Source organism: Pseudomonas sp. H1h, assembly GCF_000633255.1.
Lineage (GTDB): Bacteria > Pseudomonadota > Gammaproteobacteria > Pseudomonadales > Pseudomonadaceae > Aquipseudomonas.
Genome location: NZ_AYMJ01000008.1, coordinates 49,338 through 73,016, shown reverse-complemented (window position 1 = coordinate 73,016; position 23,679 = coordinate 49,338). Strand labels below are relative to the sequence as shown.

Annotated in this window: 18 protein-coding genes; 13 read left to right on the top strand and 5 right to left on the bottom strand. The window is 58.5% G+C overall.

Features of this window, described 5'->3' with window-relative positions; all coding sequences use genetic code 11:
* Positions 1-73: 73 nt before the first annotated feature.
* From U862_RS0106360 to U862_RS0106350, 3 genes are all read left to right on the top strand, one after another.
* Entirely contained in the window at positions 74-1,576 is a 1,503-nt protein-coding gene (locus U862_RS0106360) for an ATPase domain-containing protein (protein ID WP_025109603.1), read from the top strand.
* Positions 1,573-3,243: an ATP-binding protein gene (locus U862_RS0106355; protein ID WP_025109602.1), complete on the top strand. Its 1,671-nt coding sequence runs from the start codon at positions 1,573-1,575 to the stop codon at positions 3,241-3,243. Before U862_RS0106360 ends, U862_RS0106355 begins: the two co-directional genes overlap by 4 nt.
* Positions 3,244-3,409: 166 nt before the next feature.
* Entirely contained in the window at positions 3,410-4,333 is a 924-nt protein-coding gene (locus tag U862_RS0106350; RefSeq protein WP_025109601.1) for a hypothetical protein, read from the top strand.
* A 25-nt stretch (positions 4,334-4,358) separates the two neighbouring features.
* Here U862_RS0106350 and U862_RS0106345 read toward each other — a convergent pair whose 3' ends face one another.
* Genes U862_RS0106345 through U862_RS0106325 form a run of 5 tightly spaced genes read right to left on the bottom strand, consistent with a single transcriptional unit; the run spans position 4,359 to position 10,909 of the window.
* The gene (locus U862_RS0106345; RefSeq protein WP_003225116.1) at positions 4,359-4,736 is read right to left on the bottom strand and encodes a response regulator; all 378 of its coding nucleotides are present in this window, start codon (positions 4,734-4,736) and stop codon (positions 4,359-4,361) included.
* Positions 4,737-4,780: 44 nt separating this feature from the next.
* A complete protein-coding gene (locus U862_RS0106340) occupies positions 4,781-5,995 on the bottom strand; it encodes a hybrid sensor histidine kinase/response regulator (protein WP_025109600.1) in 1,215 nt (404 codons plus the stop codon).
* Positions 5,989-6,582, bottom strand: coding sequence for a chemotaxis protein CheB (locus U862_RS0106335; RefSeq protein ID WP_025109599.1), 594 nt, complete (start codon positions 6,580-6,582; stop codon positions 5,989-5,991). The genes U862_RS0106340 and U862_RS0106335 overlap by 7 nt, the downstream gene beginning before the upstream one ends.
* Positions 6,579-7,394: a protein-glutamate O-methyltransferase CheR gene (locus tag U862_RS0106330; RefSeq protein WP_371262559.1), complete on the bottom strand. Its 816-nt coding sequence runs from the start codon at positions 7,392-7,394 to the stop codon at positions 6,579-6,581. Before U862_RS0106330 ends, U862_RS0106335 begins: the two co-directional genes overlap by 4 nt.
* 17 nt (positions 7,395-7,411) lie before the next feature.
* Positions 7,412-10,909, bottom strand: coding sequence for a response regulator (locus U862_RS0106325; RefSeq protein WP_025109597.1), 3,498 nt, complete (start codon positions 10,907-10,909; stop codon positions 7,412-7,414).
* A 262-nt stretch (positions 10,910-11,171) separates the two neighbouring features.
* Between U862_RS0106325 and U862_RS0106320 the strand changes: the two genes are divergently transcribed.
* The 10 genes from U862_RS0106320 (at position 11,172) to U862_RS0106280 (ending at position 23,671) form a co-directional block, all read left to right on the top strand.
* A complete protein-coding gene (locus tag U862_RS0106320) occupies positions 11,172-11,534 on the top strand; it encodes a response regulator (RefSeq protein ID WP_025109596.1) in 363 nt (120 codons plus the stop codon).
* Between the two features lie 165 nt (positions 11,535-11,699).
* Entirely contained in the window at positions 11,700-12,047 is a 348-nt protein-coding gene (locus U862_RS30755) for a hypothetical protein (protein ID WP_157836055.1), read from the top strand.
* Positions 12,019-15,459, top strand: a complete 3,441-nt coding sequence (locus tag U862_RS0106315) for a hypothetical protein (protein ID WP_157836054.1) — start codon at positions 12,019-12,021, stop codon at positions 15,457-15,459. Before U862_RS30755 ends, U862_RS0106315 begins: the two co-directional genes overlap by 29 nt.
* A gap of 100 nt (positions 15,460-15,559) precedes the next feature.
* Positions 15,560-16,852, top strand: coding sequence for a glycosyltransferase (locus tag U862_RS0106310; RefSeq protein ID WP_025109594.1), 1,293 nt, complete (start codon positions 15,560-15,562; stop codon positions 16,850-16,852).
* 147 nt (positions 16,853-16,999) lie between these two features.
* A complete protein-coding gene (locus U862_RS0106305; RefSeq protein WP_025109593.1) occupies positions 17,000-17,869 on the top strand; it encodes a phospholipase in 870 nt (289 codons plus the stop codon).
* Positions 17,870-17,936: 67 nt separating this feature from the next.
* Positions 17,937-18,842, top strand: coding sequence for an AraC family transcriptional regulator (locus U862_RS0106300; RefSeq protein WP_025109592.1), 906 nt, complete (start codon positions 17,937-17,939; stop codon positions 18,840-18,842).
* Between the two features lie 334 nt (positions 18,843-19,176).
* The gene (locus U862_RS0106295; protein WP_025109591.1) at positions 19,177-20,487 is read left to right on the top strand and encodes a sugar ABC transporter substrate-binding protein; all 1,311 of its coding nucleotides are present in this window, start codon (positions 19,177-19,179) and stop codon (positions 20,485-20,487) included.
* Between the two features lie 153 nt (positions 20,488-20,640).
* Positions 20,641-21,567, top strand: a complete 927-nt coding sequence (locus tag U862_RS0106290) for a carbohydrate ABC transporter permease (protein WP_025109590.1) — start codon at positions 20,641-20,643, stop codon at positions 21,565-21,567.
* An 8-nt stretch (positions 21,568-21,575) separates the two neighbouring features.
* Positions 21,576-22,406, top strand: coding sequence for a carbohydrate ABC transporter permease (locus U862_RS0106285; RefSeq protein WP_025109589.1), 831 nt, complete (start codon positions 21,576-21,578; stop codon positions 22,404-22,406).
* Positions 22,407-22,567: 161 nt separating this feature from the next.
* Positions 22,568-23,671 (top strand): ABC transporter ATP-binding protein, encoded by a 1,104-nt coding sequence (locus U862_RS0106280; RefSeq protein ID WP_025109588.1) that lies wholly within the window; start codon positions 22,568-22,570, stop codon positions 23,669-23,671.
* Positions 23,672-23,679 lie beyond the last annotated feature (8 nt).

The window sequence follows — 23,679 nt, the reverse complement described above, 5'->3', positions numbered from 1 at the left end:
CATGGGGTCAAGTAATTCAGGTCGTTCAATTCAGTCAGCGGCCTCGATTCCCCTAGTCATGAGAGGGCATTCTTTGTCTACGTCCAACGAGTTGATCAGTGCAAAAGCCGCCACCGGCATCACCGGCCTGGATGACATCCTCGCCGGCGGACTGTCCCGGGGCCATGTGTTTTTGCTCGAGGGTGAACCCGGCACAGGCAAGACCACCGTCGCGTTGCATTTTCTGTTGGCCGGCGCCCGTGCCGGTGAACGCTGTCTGTACATCACGCTGTCGGAAACCGAGCGTGAGCTGCGCCAGGGCGCACGGTCCCACGGTTGGGAACTGAACGAAAACATCGAAATCTTCGAGCTGACCCCGCCGGAAAGTCTGCTCAACGCCGAGCATCAGCAAAGCCTGCTGTATTCCTCCGATCTGGAGCTGGGCGAAGCCACCAAGCAGATTTTCGAAGTGGTCGAGCGCTTCAAGCCGACCCGTGTGGTGCTCGACAGCCTGTCGGAGATTCGCCTGCTGGCGCAGAGCTCGCTGCGTTATCGTCGGCAGATTCTGGCGATCAAACATTACTTCGTGCGTTATGACGCCACCGTCGTGCTGCTCGACGACCTGACCACCGAGTCCCTCGACAAAACCGTGCACAGCGTGGCCCACGGGGTGATCCGTCTCGAAGAACTGACGCCTAACTATGGCGCCGAGCGCAGACGCATCCGGGTGATAAAGTATCGCGGCCAGAAGTATCGCGGTGGCTTCCACGACTTCACCATCATGGGTGACGGTGTGCATGTGTTCCCGCGGCTGGTCGCGGCTGAACACCGTGGCGATTATCCACGTCTGCAATTGACCAGCGGCATTCCTGAAATGGATGCCCTGCTCGGCGGCGGCATCGAGACCGGCTCCAGCACGCTGATTCTCGGCCCGGCGGGGACCGGCAAATCGCTGATCTCGATGATCTTCGCCGCTGCCGCCGTGGCTCGAGGTGAAAAAGCCGCGCTGTTTATCTTCGATGAAGAACTGGGTTTGCTGTTCGAACGCATGAAAAACATCGGCATTGACCTCAAGGCCCTGCAAGCCACCGGCAACCTGCTGATCGAACAAGTGGACGCCGCCGAGCTGTCCCCGGGCGAGTTCTCCCACCGGGTGCGCCGATGCGTCGACGAAGGCAACATCAAGACCGTAGTGATCGACAGTATCAACGGCTATCAGGCCGCGATGCCGGAAGAGAACGCGCTGGTGCTGCACATGCACGAGCTGCTGCTGTACCTCAACCGTAAAGGTGCGGCGACCTTCATGACCGTCGCCCAACACGGGCTGGTGGGCGACATGCAAGCGCCGGTCGATATCACTTACCTGGCCGACACGGTGATCCTGCTGCGCTATTTCGAAGCCATCGGCAAGGTGCGCCGGGCCATTTCCATCATAAAGAAACGCACCGGCAGCCACGAATCGACGATCCGTGAATACCGCATTTCGAGCCAGGGCATGACCATCGGGGAACCGCTAGAAGCCTTCCAGGGCGTATTGCGTGGCGTACCGACCTATCTCGGTGCGAGCAATCCACTGTTGCGGGAAGAAACCTTGTGACGGTCACCGTACCGCTGTCGGAACGGGCGCTGATTCTGGCGCCCATGGGTCGTGACAGCCAGGTGGCCCTGATGATTCTCAATGAAGCGGGTTTTGGTGGGGTGATCGCCGCTGATCTCGGTGCCTTGTGCACCGAACTGGAGCCCGGTGCCGGCCTCCTGCTGATTGCTGCGGAAGCCCTGCGCGGACCGGAGCTGGAAACGCTGTTGTTGTATCTGGAACAGCAGCCGGCCTGGTCGGATCTGCCGATCGTCCTGCTGACCCACCACGGAGGGCCGGAACAAGGCCCCTCCTCGCGCCTGAGCAAATTGCTGGGCAATGTCACTTTCCTTGAGCGGCCGTTTCACCCCGCGACCCTGATCAGCCTGGTCTCCACCGCACTGCGCGGGCGACGACGACAGTACGAGGCGCGTGACCGCCTGATCGATCTGAGTGAAAGCGAACGTCGCCTGCAATCGACCCTGGAAACCCTTGAACAACAGGTCGAGGAACGCACCGCGCAGCTTCGGCACAATGAAGAAGCGTTGCGCCAGTCGCAGAAAATGGAAGCGGTCGGCCAGCTCACCGGCGGCATCGCCCACGACTTCAACAACATGCTGACCGGGATCATCGGCAGCCTCGAACTGCTGCGCCGCCGGCTGGCTCGCGGACGCACCGAAGACCTCGACAGCCTGATTGATCTGGGCGTGACCTCAGCCAACCGCGCTGCCGGTCTGACTCACCGTTTGCTGGCCTTTTCCCGCCGGCAATCGCTGGATTCCAAAGCCGTGCAGATGAACACGCTAGTGCTGTCGATGGGCGAGTTGCTGCAACGCAGCCTCAACGAAAGCATCCAGTTGGACATGCGCCTGAACGACAAACTGTGGGTAGCCGAAGCCGACCCCAATCAACTGGAAAGCGCCCTGCTCAACCTGGTGCTCAACGCCCGCGACGCGATGCCAGATGGCGGCAAACTGGTGGTCGAGACCAGTAACCATGTGCTTGCACCGGAGTTCACCGATGCCTACAGCAACCTCGAACCCGGCGATTATGTGATGCTCAGCGTCACTGATAACGGCAGTGGCATGCCGCAGAGCGTGATCAACCGCGCGTTCGATCCGTTTTTCACCACCAAGCCGATCGGCCAGGGCACCGGGCTGGGCTTGTCGATGATTTATGGCTTCAGCAAACAGTCCCGTGGCCATGTCTCGATCGACAGCGAAATTGATCAGGGCACCACGGTCAAACTGTACCTGCCACGTTTTCGTGGCGAAGAACTGGACCAGCCGGTATCCGATATCCAGCAGGCCCCGGACGCGCTGGATGGCGAAACCGTGCTGATTGTCGAAGACGATCCCGCCGTGCGCGTACTGGTCAGCGCGGTGCTCAGCGAGTTGGGTTATGCGTTTGTCGAGGCCGGCGATGCCGACGGCGCGGTGCCGATCCTCAACTCGGCGCAGCGCATTGATCTGCTGATCAGTGACGTCGGCCTGCCCGGCATGAACGGCCGCCAACTGGCAGAAATCGGCCGGCAATACCGACCGGGGCTGAAAGTACTGTTCATCACCGGTTATGCCGAGCACGCAGCGGTACGCGGTGGGTTTCTCGATCCGGGGATGCAGATGATCACCAAGCCATTCACGTTCGATCTACTGACGGCGAAAGTGCGCGAAATGATCCGAGCATGACAATGATTGGCCAAACCTGGCGCAAAGTGCGCAGTTTGTGCCGCTATTCAGTGCCCGTCACCTGTCAACTCTGACAGCTATTCAGCCATGCAGGTAAGCGCTTAAATCCCCCTGAAGGTACATCGTCCCGTTAGCCGGGGCGCGTCTCACTCGGGGATACCAGGCAATGAAATGCGTGATCCTGCTAGGTCTTACGGTACTGCTCACCAGTTGCCAGGTCAGGCAAGAACAGTCGCCGGCACCGATGTCCGCACCGCTCAGCGTGATCAGAGGCGTCAGTACTGCCGATCAACGTGGGCTCAACACGTTAGCGGCGATAAAGGCGCGCTACAACGATGTTCGCCTGAATTGTGGCAGCGCCTCGATGCCCGCATTCCTGTGCTCCGGACTGGTCATGCGTGCAACCGTGCCGTCGAATGATTACTCGACCTGGAACCCCAGCCCTCACTCCCAGCAAAGTGGTGGGGTGTCATTCTCCTACTTACGCAAGGATGCCAAGTTCCAGGGACTGGCCTTCGGCCAGATCAGCGGGTTTATCTTCTACCCGGTGCTTGCCACGCCACCGGGCAAACGCAGGATTGAAATTCTGTGCGCCTTTCCCATCGATGGCTGGACCCAATTACGCGACAAGCCGGGATGCGGCGCCCATCCCTATTACCCCACACAAAGCCTGCGCTGTCAGACCATCGGCATCACAACCGCCGAGCAATGGATGCAGCACTGGTACGCCGGTGGAGCAGCCCCCGCCCGCCAGTGCAGTTTCGATGTGCGGGACAACATGAATCACCTGGCCGCCGACTCGTTCTATCAATCCATCCGCGCGAGGGCCATGCTCGGTAACGCCTGGTTTGTTCAATACAACGAATTGATTCTGGCCACATGGCCGCAGAGTATTCCGAAGGAGTTGCCGATCGAGGCATTTTTCTACCTCTACAGCCCGGGAGGCGTTGCGGCTGCCCAGCATGATCAGAGAGATTTCTACCAGAAAAGCGGTGGCCAGATCGTGCCCATCATACAAATGGTGCTGCCGGCCACACCCACTCAGGATGCGCTGTTCGCCTTCTACCCGGCAGATCAGCTTTATCACTGAATCAGTTGATCCCCTGACAACGTTATCAGGCTAGCAACTCCTGAATCTTTTCCTGCAAAACGTCCAGATCGAAAGGTTTTTCCAGGATCGGCGCCTTGCGCGTGATCGGGCTGCCGGTCTCGCGGATTTCCTGCGGATAGCCGCTGATGAAAATCACCTTGAGGTCGGGGCGCAGCTTGACCGCCGGTTCGGCGATCTGCACGCCGGAGATTCCGCCCGGCAGACGAAAATCGGTGATCAACATGTCCAGATGCGGCTTGCTCGCGAGAATCTCGAACGCCTGCTCGCCGTTTTCGGCCTGCAACACGCGATACCCCTGCCCTGACAAATAATCGGTCAGGACCATCAAGATAACCGGTTCGTCCTCGACGACGAGTACTACATCTTGTGCATCTACGCTCATGGGAAGCCTTTGTTCGGTCAATAGCTGCTGATACGACCGTGCGGTCACTCAGAGGTTGCGTCGGATGTGCCGTTTTCCTGGATTGGCAGACAAACGCGAAACAGGGCGCCTTCGTTGATTTGACTCTCGACGACGATGGAACCGCCATGGGCGGCGACGATCTGCTCGGAAATGAACAGACCCAGTCCGAGACCAGCCACTACCGTCTTGGCGGAAACCCGTTCGAACTGCTGAAAAATACGCTTCTGATTCTCTTCACTGATGCCTATGCCACGGTCCTGAACCTCGACCCGCGCCTCGTCGCCCTCACGGTACACACGCACCTGGATCGGGCTGCGACCACCGTAACGCAAGGCGTTGGTCAGCAGATTGGACACCACCTGCTCGATGCGGAACTCGTCCCAATGCCCCTCCACCGGCTCCGGCGCGGTGAAGCTGACCTCGGTCTCGGCCGCTTCGATTTGCTGGGCAAAGTTTTGCAGCAGATTGCCCACCAGTTGCGACAGATCGAAACGATTCGGCCGGATCGACAGCTTGCCGGTGCGAATCCGCGAGACGTCGAGCATGTCTTCGATCAGACGGATCAGGCTTTTGATCTGGCGCTCATCACGATCGACCATCGCGTGCATCTTGTCGAGGGTGAACGCGGCGGCGTTGTCCCGCGCCAGGTGCATCTTGCGCAACTGGGTTTCAAGTATCAGGCCATTGAGCGGCGTGCGCACTTCGTGGGCGACGATTGACATGAAGTCATCGCGCATCCGCACGGCCTGCTCCAGCTCCAACTGCGTGCTCTGCAATTGTTGCAGCAGCGCTTCCTGCTCGCGGCGGGCCTGCTCCAGTGCTTCGACCTGTTGCTTCATGGCCTTGCTCTGGCGGTACAGGTCGACGAACACATTGACCTTGCTCTTCACCGCGTGGATATCCAGCGGTTTGTGCAGGAAGTCCACCGCCCCGCTCTCGTAGCCCTTGAACGCGTAGTTCAGTTCACGGCCGGCGGCGCTGACGAAAATGATCGGGATGTTCTTGGTTTTTTCGGTGCCACGCATCAACTCGGCGAGTTCGAAGCCGTTCATCCCCGGCATCTGTACGTCGAGGATGGCCATGGCGAACTCGTGTTGCAACAACAGCGACAGTGCTTCGTCCGCCGACAGCGCCTTGTAGACGGTGCGGTCTTCGCGCTTGATCAGTGCTTCGAGAGCCAGCAGGTTCTCCGGCAGATCGTCGACGATCAGCAATTTGGCCTGGATATTACTCAGCATGCGATTCGTTCCAGCTCGACAAGCAGACGGCCGATGCCGTGAATGGGTAGGACATGGTCGGGCTGCTGAATTTTCAGCGCAGCCTGAGGCATGGTAGCGACCTGTGCATCTTGTGGGTCCTGAACGATGGTCAGTCCGCCGCGCCGCTTGACTTGCGCCAGGCCCCGAGCGCCATCGTGATTGGCCCCGGTCAGCAACACCGCGGCCAGAGACTCGCCATAGGCGTCAGCGGCGGATTCGAACAGGTAGTCGATGGACGGACGAGAGTGGTGCACGCGGTCTTCAAGACTCAGCGACAGACTGCGATCCTGCTCCACCGACAGGTGATAACCGGGTGTGGCGAAATAAACCGTGCCGGGGGCGATGTCCTGTTTGTCCGTCGCCTCCTCCACCGGCAGCATCAGGCGCCGGGCAAACACCTCGGCCAACTGGCTGCGGCGCTCCTCCGGCAGGTGCAACACGACAATGATCGGCAGCACGTAACCCTGGCGCAGCGGCGCGAGCAGCGTCAGCAGGGCCTCGACCCCACCGGCCGACGCACCGACCACGATGGCCTCGACGCGAGGCAAATCCACGGCATGGTTCATAATTTGCGGTAGATCCGTTCTTGTTTGACCAACGGTTCGAACTGATTCGAGTAGCCGGAAAAATCCAGCGTCTCCTTGCTGCCCAGCACCAGAAAACCACGATGGCACAGCGATTCGTGAAACAGACCGAAGGCACGGTCCTGAAGTTTCTTGTTGAAGTAGATCAGTACGTTGCGGCAGGAAATCAGCTGCGTTTCGGAGAACACACTGTCAGTCGCCAGACTGTGGTCGGCGAAGGTCACGTTCTCGCACAGGGTCTTGTCGAAAATCGCATAACCGTAGGCTGCTGTGTAGTAGTCGGCAAACGAGCGCTGGCCGCCGGCCTGCTGGTAATTGGCGGTGTAGGCACGAACATTTTCCATCGAGAAGATCCCCTGCTTGGCCTTGTCCAGCGAGCGCGGATTGATGTCGGTGGCGTAGATGATCGTGCGGTCGAGCAGGCCTTCTTCGCGTAGCAGAATCGCCATCGAATAGACCTCCTCACCGGTGCTGCAGCCGGCGATCCAGATCTTCAGCGACGGATAGGTACGCAGCAGCGGCACCACTTCCTTGCGGATCGCCAAGAAGTGCGACGGATCGCGAAACATCTCGCTGACCGGAATCGTCAGCAACTGCAGCAACTGCATGAACGCGGTCGGGTCGTGCAGGACTTTCTCCTGCAACGCCGAAATCGTCGCGCATTCGAACTGGCTCAAGGCGTGCTGCACCCGGCGCTTGATCGAAGCGCCCGAGTAATCGCGAAAATCGTAGCTGTACTTGAGGTAGATAGCCTCGATCAGCAACCGCAATTCGATTTCGCTGTTGCGCTCCAGGGAGTGACTGCTTTCCACTAAATGCGTTCCATCTTCGGTAACCACACGCGAATCAACGAGAACAGGCGATCCAGGTCAATGGGCTTAGCCAGGTAATCGTTGGCACCCGCCTGCAGGCAGCGCTCCTGATCGTCCTTCATGGCCTTGGCCGTCACCGCAATGATCGGCAGTTTGCGCCAGCGCGGATCCTTGCGGATTTCGATGGTGGCTTCAAAACCATCCATCTCCGGCATCATCACGTCCATCAGCACCAGATCAATGTCCTCGACTTCATTCAACTTCTCAATCGCCTCACGGCCATTTCGACCGATCACCACGACTGCGCCTTTTGTCTCCAGCGCACTGGTCAGGGCAAAGATGTTGCGCACATCGTCGTCCACCAGCAGCACCTTGCGGCCTTCGAAGACTTTGTCACGGCTGCGGGCGGTCTTGAGCATCTTCTGCCGTTCATGGGACAACTGCGATTCGACTTTGTGCAGAAAGAGTGTCACCTCATCGAGCAAGCGTTCCGGTGAGCGCGCGCCCTTGATGATGATCGAGCGCGAATACTTGCGCAACTCGGCTTCTTCATCGCGGGTCAGGTTGCGTCCGGTGTAGACGATGACCGGCGGGAACGAGCAGATATCCTCGGTAGACATGCGCTTGAGCAGATCGTTGCCGAGCATGTCCGGCAATTTCAGGTCGATCACCATGCAGTCATAAATCGTCGTGCGCAGCTTCTCCAGCGCCTCCTGCGCCAGGCCCACGGCGGTGATCTCGATGTCGTCGTCACCGATCAGGCGGGCAATGCTTTCGCGCTGCAGATCGTCATCCTCGACCAGCAGCACGCGCTTGACCTTCTGGGTCAGCTTGGCCTCCAGACGGGCGAATACATCCTTCAGTTCTTCGCGCGTGGTCGGTTTGACCGCATAGCCGATGGCGCCCATGTGCATGGCCGCTTCGACGCGATCTTCAACGGAAATCACGTGCACCGGAATGTGCCGGGTTTCGGCGTGTTCCTTCAGACGCTGCAACACGGTCAAACCGGAATGGTCCGGCAGGCGCATGTCGAGCAGGATCGCGTCCGGAACGAACTCACGGGCCAGGTCATAGCCTTCATCCGCGCCATGGGCGACCAGGCACTGATAGCCCAACTCGTGGGCCAGGTCATAAAGAATGTGCGCGAAGTTCGGCTCGTCTTCCACCACCAGAATGCAGCGGGTGGCGAACGGTGCCTTGCCACGGTCATCGGCGAAGCGCGGGATATGCACCGGCGCCATTGGCGACACGGCGATCGAAAGCGTCGCAAGCGGTGCCGGGGACGATGCCGGCGGCGTAAAGGTCAGCGGTGCGCGCGGCGCATCACCCTGTTCGCTGTATTGCTGCGGCAACACCAGAGTGAACACGCTGCCCTGCCCCGGCGTGCTGCTGACACTGATCGAGCCGCCGAGCAAGGCTGCCAGATCCCGCGAGATCGACAGGCCCAACCCGGTGCCGCCGTATTTGCGGTTGGTGGTGCCATCGGCCTGACGGAATGCTTCGAAGATGCTTTCCTGCTGGTCCGCCGCGATGCCGATGCCCGAGTCGCGCACAATGAAGGCGATCTGCTCGTTCGGCTGACCGCTGATGGTCAGGCTGACCGTACCTTTCTCGGTGAACTTCACGGCATTGGACAGCAGGTTCTTGATCACCTGTTCCAGACGTTGGCGATCGGTGAACAGCATGGCCGGCGCACCCGGTTGCAGATCGACGCTGAACGTCAGTTGTTTGTCCGCCGCCAGCGGTTCGAACACGCTGCGCAGGCCGTCCGCCAGGCGCGCGACGCTGGTGTTTTCCGGGATCACTTCGAGCTTGCCGGCCTCGACCTTGGAAATGTCGAGAATGTCGTTGATCAGGTTCAGCAGGTCGTTGCCGGCGGAATAGATCGATTCAGCGAACTTGACCTGCTCGGCACTCAAATTGTCCTGCGGGTTCTCCGCCAGCAACTTGGCCAGGATCAGCGAACTGTTCAACGGCGTGCGCAGTTCGTGGGACATGTTGGCGAGGAACTCGGACTTGTACTTGCTCGAACGCTGCAGCTCTTCGGCGCGCTCCTCGAGCTGCACCTGCACCTGATTGAGCTCGGTGTTCTTCAGGTCCATGGCGTCGCGTTGCTCGGCCAGGGTCTGCGCCTGTTCCGCCAGTTGCTCGTTGGTCTGTTCCAGCTCGACCTGCTGGGTTTCCAGGTGTGCCTGGGACTCCTTGAGAATCCGCGACTGCTCTTCCAGCTCTTCGTTGGCGGTCTTGAGTTCTTCCTGCTGCACCTGCAACTCTTCGTTGAGCTGCTGGGTTTCGGCCAGCACTTCCTGCAGACGCTGGCGATAGCGCGCCGCCTCGATCGAGGTGCCAATGTTGCCGGCAATCAGCTCAAGCAATTCAACGTCGCGCTGAGTCAGCGGGCGCAGGAAGCCCAGTTCGATCACGCCGTTGACCCGCTCGTCATCACTGGTCGGCACCACCAGCACACTGTGCGGCAGGCCTTCGCCCAGACCGGAGCTGACCTTGAAGTAGTCCGACGGCACCGAATCCAGACGAATCAGACGGCCCTGCTGAACCACCTGACCGACAATGCCTTCGCCGCTGTAGATCGACTGATCCTGTTCTTCCTGCTCGCGGGAAAATCCGTAAGACGCCACCCGCTTCAGGCCACCGTGCTCTTCGCGCACATACAGCGCCGCCACTGCGGTGCCCAGGTACTGCGCGCAGAACTGCAAGATGTTGCGCCCCAGCAGATTGAGCGTCAGTTGCCCCAACACCTGTTCCGCCAATTCGGTCTGACCGCTGCGCATCCAAGCCTGACGCTCCAGACGCTCGGCGCTGGCTTGCTGCGCGGCCAGGTTGGCGCTGTAGCTGTCAGACAGACTGACCAGATCACGTCGGCCTATATACGCCAGCAAACCGCTGATGCCGGCAATAAACAGCAGATAAAGAGAAATGCTCCAGATCGTGGTGCGGCGCACATCTTCGTTACGCGTGGTGCGCAACTGCTGTTCCATGTCGATCACATCTTCGAACTGTTTGCGGATTTCATCAGTCAGGCGCTTGCCGCGTCCGGCCTTGACTGCGGCTTTATAGTCACCGCTGGAGCGCTGCAGATCGATCATCGATTGCGCATAGTTGCTCCACTCGGTCTGCAACGCCTGCAAACGCCGCAAACGGTCGATCTGCACCGGGTTGTCGGCGGTCAGCTCGAGCAAGGTATTGAGTGCTACGTTGATCCGAGGTTTGGCAGTTTCATACGGGTCGAGGAAGTGCTCGTCACCGCTGAGCAGAAAGCCGCGCATGCCGGTTTCCAGATCCACGGTGAGTTTCACCGCCTCATTGGCGTTATTGATCACCCGGTCGGTGTGCTCCACCCACTGAATCACGGACAGCAGATAAGTGATCAGCGCCACGAAAAACACGGCACTGATCGCACCAACGCCCAATGGCAGCGCGATGTTGCGGGTCAGGAGTTTGCGAAACCGTGTTTCATCTACTGTAGACGGAGTGGACATGGGGCGGCCTTGTCGAACGGTCGAAACCCGGGAGTTTGCCCCAAAACGACGGCATGGATCCATTTTTCTCACAGCTTTTCCGGCAATTTCCTACTTTTGCTGCGCTTCCCGATCAGCCAACAGTTATCCTTGCTGCCCGGATTGCAGCTAATCTTTTTTCTATCGAATCGGGAACTTGTGGCTATGCGCCACTTACTCATGCAAGAGCCCGGCATTTTCGAGCGGTCGCCGTCCCCGAATTCACTTCTTGAGAGCTTTCACTATGTCCACCCCAGCCCCCACCATCCTTGTAGTAGAAGACGACGACATCGTGCGCATGCTCATCGTCGATGTGCTGGAGGAGCTGGAATTCACTGTGCTGGAGGCGGCCGACGGCGAGCAGGCGCTTGAGACGCTCAGAGACGAAAGCCACACGATCGATTTGATGATGACCGATTTCGGCCTGCCGGACATTGATGGTCGTGAACTGGCGAATCAGGCGCGGGCACTGCGACCCACCCTGCCCATTCTGTTTGCCAGCGGTTATGCCGAAAATATTGATGTGCCTGCCGACATGCACGTCATTGGCAAGCCGTTTTCCATTGATCAACTACGTGACAAAGTAAAACAGGTTCTGGGCAACTAATAATCGCTGTAACGCAACAGCGCCCATCCACCACAACTTCAAGCTTCACTGCGCAGTGACAACTTGGCCACAAGAGCAACAGCCCCACACACTCTATACGTTGTCGTTTAAAAACACCTCACCTAGATTCGCATCACTTTAAACCTAGCCTCAAATGGATTTGATATGAGTGATGCGAACTTAAAAAACAACTTTCACAGGTTGCTGTCCCGGCCGTTTACGGCCATTCCTTACGAAGATAAAAGCCATACCGGCGACCATCGCGAACGCCTGGAAGTCATTTACAAATTACAGCAACGCACGGCCCACATAGCGCCTCAAGACTCGTTAAACCTTGAGGGCACGAGCCTCACGCTTGAATCCGGCTCGTCACTTGAGCAAGCGCTCCAGCCGGGTATCGCCAGCCTGAAAAAGTTTGAAAAAAAACCCCGACTTCCAGGCATTTCTGGCCAAACTCAGGCTGACCGGCCACTCGGTACTACACATGACCGGGCAAGGCGAAATCATTATTGAAACTGCAGGGCGTCGTCAAAGTTTCAGCCATACGGCCCTGCCCAACGCCGATTTGATTGAGGACGCTGTCGTATTGATCGAGATGGCAACTTTGACCGGCGGTACGATTACTTCGAGTGATCGCATCGAACTGGTGCAATGGTTGAAGTTTCATCGTTACAGCATTCCGCAGACCGCTGCAGATGCCCAAACGCTTCTTGGCTTCCTGCAACTTGAATATCCGGCAAGTCCGCCGAGCGGTAATTACCGGGAAATGCTCTTGGCAACCGCCGACAGTACGGCCCTGTTGAACCCGGAACAGTGTTCGCAGATCCGGGCATTGACCAAACGCTACACGGGTGGTGAGTCCTTGTTGGAGATGCTGTCGGGCGCCGTGGTCGGCGGGCGCCACTTCCCCTTTCAGCGCACAGAAGCGAATGATGTTCTGCACCAGATCGTCTCGAGTCCGATCGGCGTTATCTGGGCCAGGGGGTACATCAAGGATCTGGACTGGTACGGCGCCCATGAGAATGAGCCGATAGCCGATGAGCAACTGCATCAGGTGCTGTTGACGGCAGTGCTGCTGGATCTGCACCCGAGCATCGAAGCGCCGGAACCGCGCAACCATGTTCTGGGCTTCAATCTCTACTCGGCCGACCATATCGAACAATCCTTTGCCTCCGTCCAGACCAGGTTGGAAAAGCATCTGGTCAGACACCATCGCGTCTCTGAGCAGAACGTGGCGCTGGCCGGGCACTTGCTGCTCGCAGGCTCGACACCGGAGTTTCTGGTGCGGGATCTGCCTGCCGACCTGTTACTGGGTACACCGCAGTGGGTGGATTTCTGCCGCGCCGTGTCCGTCGTCGAGATCAACGCCCCAGGCTCTTCGCGCACCCTGACGTATGCCCGGCTCCAGCAATTGATGAAGTACGATGCGGTCAGCGAACCGCAACAGACCCTCAATGCACTGGCCGCAGTGGACCCGATTATCGACTGGGCGTTACTCAACAGCATTGTCACGATGGAGGAAGTCAACGCGTCCATCAATCAGGCCCTGGAAACCGCGTTGGCCGCCTACAAACGCCACTCGCAACAGGCGGCTGAAACGGCGCAAGCCTTGTCCGTGCCACTGCCAACGCGCAAAGCCGTTGCGCGGAGCATCCTGGCGTTTGCCGCGCCGGATTGTGATTATCTGGACGAGGACGTGCTCTATCAAAAAAGAAACTTTGCCTATCAGGACGTCAATGCCGAACCATTGGCGATGTCTCTGGTTGACCTGCATATGTCCAACGACCTGGCGGCTGGCGACTGGGACTTGAAACGCGCAGACAGTGTCTACGCACAATTTACGCACCTGCAATCACGCCTCGCACCACCGGATGAGGTCTTTCATCTGCAGTTCAACCGAGCTTATGTCACTTACACCGACTCAATGGCTACGCAGTTGAAACTGACGCTGTCGTCATTGCCGCTGGTTGATCGCACACGCCTGCTGCGGGGCAAAGTGAGTTGTTTTACCTTACGTCCATCAGTCGCCTCCCCCGGGCTGCCGGACCTCATAGGGACGATCATCGCCCCGCCCGGCGATCTGCGTGACCTGATTTTCCTTGAAAACCAGAAAGCAAAGGACACCGCAACAGGGCGCTACGGCGTGGTGATGTGCAGCGAGTACGAAAACCGGCTTTATTGCTACGAGTTGTTCACGTTGCACGGGGAATGCCGGGAAAACCCGCAACTGGCTGAGCTGATCAAGGACAAAGGTCTTTTAAAACTGCCAGCGCGTGAGCATTTTTTCGACAGCATGACGCGCAATTTTACGCCGCAGCCCGTTTATCAACTGCCCACCAATCTGGAATGCTATACCCACGGTGTAACCCCAGGCCTGATCTCGTCCAGTTGGGGGGTCATTGAAAAACTCGCGGTGCTTCCCGCCGTTACTGGCTCGGCAGGCCTCAAAAACACAGGCTACTACGAGTGCTTCTACGCCGGTGAGTTTGATCGGCTGGCCAACCTTGTGCTGAAACATCGGCCCATCGCCACCTACGATGAACTGGTCAAGGAGTGCTGGGGACAAACCCGCCTCGAGAAACGCCGCCAGGACCGCGAAGAGCAATTCGACACGTTTCTCAACATCATCGTGCCTTTCAAATCCTGCATTGAAGACCTCAGCTCGGACGATCCGGATCGTCGACGCGAAGGCCTGGGAATGTGTGTGATCGAGGCCGCCATGACCGTCCTGCTGGTAGTCGGGGTGGTGGCCAGAATCGCGCTGATTGCCGCAAAGGCTGGAACGACTGCTGCAAAGGCCGCCCGTATGGCGAAAGCGGGCATATTGTTGCTCAACGGCTTGTTCAATCCCGCTGACGGCGTGCCTGATTTACTGCGGGGGGGTGCCAAGCTGCTTTATCGGGGCGTCCACCGTTTTCACCACAACACCACACTGTTAACCGCTGTTTCTGATTTGCGCAAACTGACCGGGAGCGCACCGTATGGTGGCCTGCGCACGGTGGTCGATCCTGAACTGGTTCGGCTTGGCAAATGGCGTCAGACGCCTGCCTCGGCAGACCTTTTCAGCATCTGGGGCATTCGCCACAACGGACAATGGTATGCACTCAGTCGCCAGGGTAAACCTTGGGGGCCGAGGCTCCACCACTTCAAGCCGCACAAGCTATGGCACCTGTTCAACCTGGATAAGTTGATGCCGGCCAGCTACACCCGGAAGCTGCTCAAGGACGCTCTGCCGGTTTCCCGAAACAAAATTGACACTGCAATCCGAGCGCTGACGGATCCGAGCTTTACAACAGATTCGGGCCACGCGGTGAAACTGCTCATGGGCGATAATTCGGCAAACGCCAGAGCCAGACTTCTCGGTCATCTTCAAAACGTCAAAAGTGATTTTTCGAAGGTCACGCCCGATAATTTTTCCATCGCCAAGGCCAAAGGATCGTCCCTCGCCTCACTGAATCAGATTTACTACAAAGAGTGGGTGGCTTTACCGCCGGGTGAAGCGAGCAAGAAAAAATTCATGAATATCTATACGGACGAGTTCCACAGCCAGTTCCGAGAAGAGGGTTACAGTCACGATGTGCTGGCGGACGATCTGATACATGAGCTTTTTCACGGAGCGCCCGACACCATTGACCATGCCTACGCCCGTACCCCGGCATCCGGTCGCCAGGGCAACTATCAACGGCTGGATGTCAGAGAGTTGCTCGACTTGGCAGCGGGACATATCAAAGACCTCGACACGCTCCAACCGGCGAGCCCTTTCGACAATGCCGAGTCATTCATGCTGACCACCTCATTGCTCAACCAACTGACCCATGACAAGGACATGTATTTACAGAACATCACAGCGATGAAAAAGGCAATCGAACAAAAAACCAGCCAGCGCATCGGCTGGGAGGTGCTGGTGCACCTCAACCCTGTTTGACCCATTGTCGGTGCCGCGATCCTTGCGCGGCACCGGCAAGCGGTGTGGTTTAATTGCGCTTTTTTCCAGGCCCCGCGCCCGCGCATCAAGGATCCACATCATGAGTCAGCTCCCTGCCACCAAAGTTCTGGTCATCGGCTACGTGTGGCCGGAACCCAAGTCCTCGGCCGCCAGCGGGCATGTGATGCAGATCCTCGAAACCTTCCTGCAGCAAGGCTGGGACATCACCTTCAGCAGCCCGGCCGGCCCCGGCGAACACAAGGCCGACCTGGCCGAGTTGGGCATCCGCGAAGTGCCGATAGAACTCAACAGCAGCAGCTTCGACGCTTTCGTCAGTGAACTGGCCCCGGATATCGTCTTGTTCGATCAGTTCATGATGGAAGAACAGTTCGGCTGGCGCGTTGAGAAACATTGCCCGAACGCTTTGCGGGTATTGGAGACATCCGACCTGCAAAGCCTGCGACACGCCCGTCACCAGCGGCTCAAGGAGCGGTTGAAGGACGATCCGGACAATCAGGACTTCACGGCGCTGTTCGCCCCGGCGCTAGGTGAAGAGTTCGCGTTGATGGCCGACACCGACCTGGCCAAGCGGGAAATCGCTGCGCTATATCGTTGCGACCTCAACCTGATGATTTCCGAAGTGGAAATCCAGCTATTGATCGAGCAGTTCCGGATGCCCCGCGATCTGCTGCACTGGTGCCCGCTGATGCTCGAACCGCCGCGTGGCACCTTTGTGCCATTCGAGGACCGGGCGCACTTTCTGAGCATCGGCAATTTCCGCCACGCGCCGAACTGGGACGCGGTGCTGTGGATGAAGACTGCTGTCTGGCCGCTTATCCGTCAGCAATTGCCCGGTGCCCAACTGCATGTCTACGGCGCCTACACGCCCCCCAAGGCCACCGCCTTGCACAATGCGGCGCAGGGCTTTCACGTGATGAACTGGGCTGAAGATGCGCTGCAAGTGATGTCGCAGGCTCGGGTTTGCCTGGCGCCCTTGCGTTTCGGCGCGGGGATCAAGGGCAAAATCGTCGACGCCATGCTCTGTGGTACCCCCAACGTCACCACGCCCATCGGCGCAGAAGGCATGAGCGGAGCGCTACCATGGCCCGGTGACGTGGCACTGTCCGCGCAGGCGCTGGCCGATGCGGCAGTCAAACTGCACGAAGACAAGTTGCGCTGGACGGGTGCGCAACAGGCCGGCGTCACTTTGTTAAACGAGCGATACCGGCAACGCGTCCATGGGCCGGCATTGATCGAACGTTTACAGGATTGCCGCGACAACTTGTCAGCGTTGCGACGCAACAACTTTACCGGCGGCATGTTGCGCCATCACTTGCATAAAAGCACGCAGTACATGTCGCAATGGATCGAAGCGAAAAACCAGACAAACTAATTATTTATAATTGCAATCGTACATTGCCAATACGTTGAAAACAGTATTGCCTTGTACTTGATCCGACTGCAGCCAAGAATGTTTTCGATCTGATCTCATTATTTAACTGATCAGTGACAACTCAACTTATCTGCAACGGAATGCGCCATGAATAACTACCCTTACAAAAACTGGATGACAACTTCGCCGGCTATCAGCCAACTGACAATCGGCGAAGTGGTCTGGCCCGGAGCCCATAACTCCGGGCTGGATCACGATTTTTCCTATCCCGCCTACCTCCAGCCCGCCACTCACTGGTTTGTTTGTCAGGAGGGTCCTTTCATTCAGCAACTCAGCGAAGGCATCCGCGCTTTCGACTTGCGCCTGCACTCGGATGAACATTGGCTGGGGATAAAAAAATTCCATACCTTCCATGGTCTTAAACTGTTCCGCGGGCGCGCCCTCAGTGAGTTGTTCAGAAGCCTGGACGTATTCCTCAATGAACATCGAGACGAGTTCATCATCCTCGACATTCATGAACTCAAGGGTGTCGACGATCAACCCTTTGACTACAAGGGTTTCCATGAAGTCATCATGACTGAACTGGCGCCGCGGCTAATCCCCGAACACAACCGTCACCTGACCCTTGAGCAACTTAAAAGAGCCAGTCCGTTACAGCGAGTGGTGCTGGCAAGTGATGGGCATCCCAAGTTCAATTCGCCGCTGTACTGGCCGAAGATCCGCCACGAATGGAGCGGCACAGACATCACTTCTCCCGAGCAACTGCAACAACACATCACGCGAACCCTGGCCAAACCTCGGGCAACCGGCAGCCTCTGGTCATTATCGGCGACCAGCTACGGCGAGCTGGCCGGCGTCAAGCGCATCACCAACGAACTCAATCAATGGTTTGGCCCGGAATCGGGATGGGCACCGAAGTGCAGCATTATCAATGCCGACTTTGTCGGTGCCACTCGGCTGCCCGACTATTGCCAGCAGATCAACCACGCCAAAGGGCTGAGGAAAGCCCGCGGCTGAGGCGCTGGAACTGTCGGTGGCGGGCGTGCATGATGAACACCCGACATAACAACAGAACGCAGCGGACATGACTCGGGCAACCAGAATCACGGACCCCTCCTACGAGCTGATGGACGACCATAACGGGTTGTCCATCATCTACCGTCAGCACGGTTTCCCATGCCCGCTGGTGCGCTGGCATTTCCATAAGGAATACGAGTTGCACCTGATTGTCGCCAGCTCCGGCAAAGTGTTCATCGGCGATTACATCGGCAACTTCTATCCGCAAACGCTGTTTCTTACCGGCCCCAATCTGCCGCACAACTGGATCAGCCAGGTGGCCGAAGACGAGGTGGTGGAAAAGCGCGACATGCTGGTGAACTTCACCGACGAGTTGTTCGACAGCGGTCATCAGGTGTTTGCCGAACTCAAGAGCCTGACGCCACTGTTGGAGCGCGCGCAGTACGGGATCGAGTTTCGTGACAAAGACACAATCCGTCAGGCCACGGCCCTGATGCAGCAAATTGCCGACACCCGCGGCATCACCCGCCTGGGGCACTTTTTCATCCTGATGGAACTGCTGGCGGCGACTGACGACTATCAACTGCTGTCCGGCGCTACCAATACGCAACTGGCCGACGAACACAACATTGACCGCACCAACCGCGCCGTCGACTTCATCTTCACTCACTACGCCCGCGAGTTGACGCTGGAAGAAGTCGCCGAGCATCTGGGGATGAAGCCGACCTATTTCAGTCGCGTGTTCAAGCAGGCCACTGGACGTAACTTCATCGAGTTCGTCAATCGCCTGCGCATCAGCAAATCCTGTGAACTGTTGGCCGATGGCGACAAACCGGTGACCGACGTGTGCTTCGAGTCGGGGTTCAACAACATTTCCAATTTCAATCGACGTTTTCAGCAGCTCAAGGGCATGACGCCGTCACACTATCGGCGCCTCGCCGTACAACGCCTGACCGAACAGAACCACAACTGACAACAGCCCCCTCCCTGTAGGAGTGAGCCTGCTCGCGAATACGGTGTGTCAGCGACATATTTGCCAACTGATCCTCCGCCTTCGCGAGCAGGCTCACTCCTACAGTCTTGGATGAAACCTGTACACATTCGCCAACCTTTCCCCGCTGAAAAGCCCTTCCCTGCGTTAACCCCAGCAATCCCCAGTGCAAAAAAGTATTGATTTGAGTGCGACGGATGATTTGTCAGTCTGTCGATTGAGGGCTGTAATCAGCACACATTCTTCCTGCATTCGGAAGACACAAAAACAATAACTGTCCTTCTGCCACCCGCCGGGTGCAGAAAAGGAGTGCACGATGCAACCCACTGCAAAAGCTCTGCTTGCCCTCACCTGCATGACCCTCAGCAGCGTCAGCCTTGGCGCCCAGACCCTGACCATCGCCACCGTCAACAACAGCGACATGATCCGCATGCAAAAGCTCTCGAAAACCTTCGAGACCGAGCATCCGGACATCAAGCTCAATTGGGTGGTGCTGGAAGAAAACGTCCTGCGTCAGCGCCTGACCACCGATATCGCCACCCAGGGCGGTCAATTCGACGTGTTGACCATCGGCATGTACGAAGCGGCACTCTGGGGTGCCAAGGGCTGGCTGGAACCGATGAAGGATCTGCCGGCCAGCTACGCGCTTGATGATGTCTTCCCGTCGGTGCGCGAAGGCCTCTCGGTCAAGGGCTCGCTGTATGCGTTGCCGTTCTACGCCGAAAGCTCGATCACCTACTACCGCACCGACCTGTTCAAGGATGCCGGGCTGACCATGCCCGAGCGCCCGACGTGGGAGCAGATCGCCGGGTTCGCCGAGAAGCTCACTGACAAGGATAAAGAGCAGTACGGCATCTGCCTGCGCGGCAAGGCCGGTTGGGGCGAAAACATGGCGCTGATCACCACCGTCGCCAACGCCTATGGCGCGCGCTGGTTCGATGAGAAATGGCAGCCGGAATTCAACGGACCCGAATGGAAAAACGCGCTGAACTTCTACGTCGACACCATGAAGAAATCCGGCCCGCCGGGCGCATCGAGCAACGGTTTCAATGAAAACCTCGCCCTGTTCAACAGCGGCAAGTGTGCAATCTGGGTCGACGCCAGCGTCGCCGGTTCGTTCGTGACCGACAAGACCCAGAGCAAGGTCGCCGATCATGTCGGCTTCACTTTTGCACCCCATCAGGTCACCGATAAAGGTTCAGCGTGGCTGTATTCGTGGGCTTTGGCGATTCCGACCAGCTCCAAAGCCAAAGACGCCGCGAAAGAATTCAGCGCCTGGGCCACGTCCAGAGAATACGGCGCACTGGTGGCCAAGACTGACGGCATCGCCAACGTGCCACCAGGCACTCGCTCCTCGACCTACAGCGATGCCTACATGACGGCCGCGCCGTTCGCCAAGGTCACGCTGGAATCGCTGAAAGCGGCCGACCCGAGCAAGCCGACGCTGAAACCGGTGCCTTACATCGGCATTCAACTGGTGACCATTCCCGAGTTCCAGGGCGTGGGTACCCAGGTCGGCAAGCTGTTCTCGGCGGCGCTGATCGGCCAGACCACAGTCGATCAAGCCCTGGCTGCCGCACAGCAAACCACCGAACGCGAGATGAAACGCGCCGGTTATCCCAAGTAACCCGCAAAGCTCGCTCCTGACTTCTGTGGGAGCGGGCTTGCTCGCGAAGGCGTCGTGTCAGCCAATACACATGACACTGATCCACCACTTTCGCGAGCAAGCCCGCGCCCACAGGGGATCTCCATAGGTCCGCATGACTCGGTTGTGATTGCCATGAATACTTCAACTGCCAAAGCCCACATCGACCTGTCCCGGCCCCAGCGCAAAAGCCGTGTGGCCAACCCGGGCTGGTTTCTGGTCAGCCCTTCGGTGGCCCTGTTGCTGCTGTGGATGATCGTACCGCTGGGCATGACCATCTACTTCTCGATGATTCGCTACAACCTGCTCGATCCGGGGGTGAACGAATTCGTCGGGCTGGAGAATTTCACCTACTTCCTCACCGACTCCGGCTTCCTGCCCGGCGCCACCAACACCTTGCTGCTGGTCGGCAGCGTACTGCTGATCAGCGTGGTGTTCGGCGTGCTGATCAGTGCGTTGCTTGAGGCCAGTGAGTTTCTCGGCCGCGGCATCGTGCGGGTGATGCTGATCTCGCCGTTCTTCATCATGCCCACGGTGGGAGCGTTGATCTGGAAGAACCTGATTTTCCATCCGGTCTCGGGAATCCTCGCCTACGTCTGGCGGCTGTTCGGCGCCGAGCCGGTGGACTGGCTCGCGCATTACCCGCTGCTGTCGATCATCATCATTGTCTCGTGGCAATGGCTGCCCTTCGCGATCCTGATCCTGATGACCGCCATGCAGTCCCTCGATCAGGAACAGAAAGAAGCCGCCCGCCTGGACGGCGCCGGCCCCGTCGCGATCTTCTGGCACCTGACCCTGCCGCACCTGGCGCGGCCAATTGCCGTGGTGGTGATGATCGAAACGATCTTCCTGCTGTCGGTGTTCGCCGAGATTTTCACCACCACCAACGGCGGCCCCGGTTACGCCTCGACCAACCTCGCCTACCTGATCTACAACCAGGCGCTGGTGCAGTTCGACGTCGGCATGGCCTCGGCCGGTGGCCTGATAGCCGTGGTCATCGCCAACATCGCCGCGATCATTCTGGTGCGGATGATCGGCAAAAACCTGACTGACAAAGCCTGAGGCCCGCCATGACTCTTCAACAATCCCGCCGGCTGCAAAGCCTGCTGCTCGGCACCCTGGCCTGGGCTATCGCGATCATCATTTTCTTCCCGATCTTCTGGATGGTGATGACCAGTTTCAAGACCGAAATCGATGCGTTCGCCACGCCGCCGCAGTTCATCTTCACGCCAACGCTGGAGAATTACCTGCACATCAACGAGCGCAGCGACTACTTCAGTTTTGCCTGGAACTCGGTGGTGATTTCGTTCAGCGCTACGGCGCTGTGCCTGCTGATCGCGGTGCCCGCCGCCTACTCGATGGCGTTCTACGAAACCCAGCGCACCAAAGGTACGCTGCTGTGGATGCTCTCGACCAAGATGCTGCCGCCGGTGGGCGTGCTGATGCCGATCTATCTGCTGGCGAAAAGCTTTGGCCTGCTCGATACACGCATCGCGCTGATCGTGATCTACACCCTGATCAACCTGCCGATCGTGGTCTGGATGGTTTACACCTACTTCAAGGACATCCCCAAGGACATCCTCGAAGCCGCACGCCTGGACGGCGCCACCCTGTGGCAGGAAATGGTTCGCGTGCTGTTGCCAATCGCCAAGGGTGGCTTGGCCTCGACCGTACTGCTGTCGCTGATCCTGTGCTGGAACGAGGCGTTCTGGTCGCTGAACCTGACCTCCTCGAAGGCGGCGCCACTGACCGCACTGATCGCCTCCTACTCAAGCCCCGAAGGCTTGTTCTGGGCCAAGTTGTCGGCGGTCTCGACCCTGGCCTGCGCGCCCATCCTGATCTTTGGCTGGATCAGCCAGAAACAGCTGGTGCGCGGCCTCTCCTTCGGCGCCGTGAAATGAAAATCGCCCATTCAACACCCTCCCCTGTGGGAGCGGGCTTGCTCGCGAAAACGGAGTGTCATCCAACAATACTGGTGACTGACACGGCCCCTTCGCGAGCAAGCCCGCTCCCACCAAAAACCTGCCCGGCGCAATTGAAATAACTTAAGCGGAGGCCCCTCATGGCCAACCTGAAAATCAAGAATCTGCAAAAAGGCTTCGAAGGTTTCTCCATCATCAAGGGCATCGACCTTGAGGTGAACGACAAGGAATTCGTGGTCTTCGTCGGTCCATCGGGCTGTGGCAAATCTACCCTGCTGCGCTTGATTGCCGGCCTGGAAGAAGTCAGCGGCGGCACCATCGAACTCGATGGCCGCGACATTACCGAGGTCAGCCCGGCCAAGCGCGATCTGGCGATGGTGTTCCAGACCTACGCGCTGTACCCGCACATGACCGTGAAGAAAAACATGTCGTTCGCTCTTGATCTGGCGGGCGTGCCGAAAGCCGAAGTCGAGAAGAAAGTCGGCGAAGCGGCGCGCATTCTCGAACTCGGGCCGATGCTGGAGCGCAAACCAAAGCAATTGTCCGGTGGGCAGCGCCAGCGTGTCGCCATCGGCCGGGCGATCGTGCGCAACCCGAAGATCTTCCTGTTCGACGAACCGCTGTCCAACCTCGACGCCGCGTTACGGGTACAGATGCGTCTGGAGCTGCTGCGCCTGCACAAGGACCTGCAGGCGACCATGATCTACGTGACCCACGACCAGGTCGAAGCGATGACCATGGCCGACAAGGTCGTGGTGCTCAATGGCGGCAAGATCGAACAGGTCGGCTCGCCGCTGGACCTCTATCACAACCCGGCCAACCTGTTCGTCGCCGGGTTCCTCGGCACACCGAAAATGGGTTTCCTCAAGGGCCAGATCGCCCGTGTCGATGGCCAGAGCTGCGAAGTCTCGCTGGATGCCGGAACGCGCATCACCCTGCCGTTCAACGCGGCAAACCTTAGCGTTGGCAGCGCCGTGACCCTGGGCATTCGCCCGGAACATCTGGAACTGGCTCAACCGGGCGACTGCACCCTGCAAGTCACCGCCGACGTCAGCGAACGGCTGGGCAGCGACACCTTCTGCCACGTCACCACCAACGCCGGCGAAGCCTTGACCATGCGCGTGCGCGGGGATCTGGCGAGCCGCTACGGCGAACAACTGAACCTGCACCTGGACGCCAGCCATTGCCACCTGTTCGACGCTGACGGCGTGGCGCTGACCCGCCCGCTGCGCGCCGCGGCCTGAATTGCGAG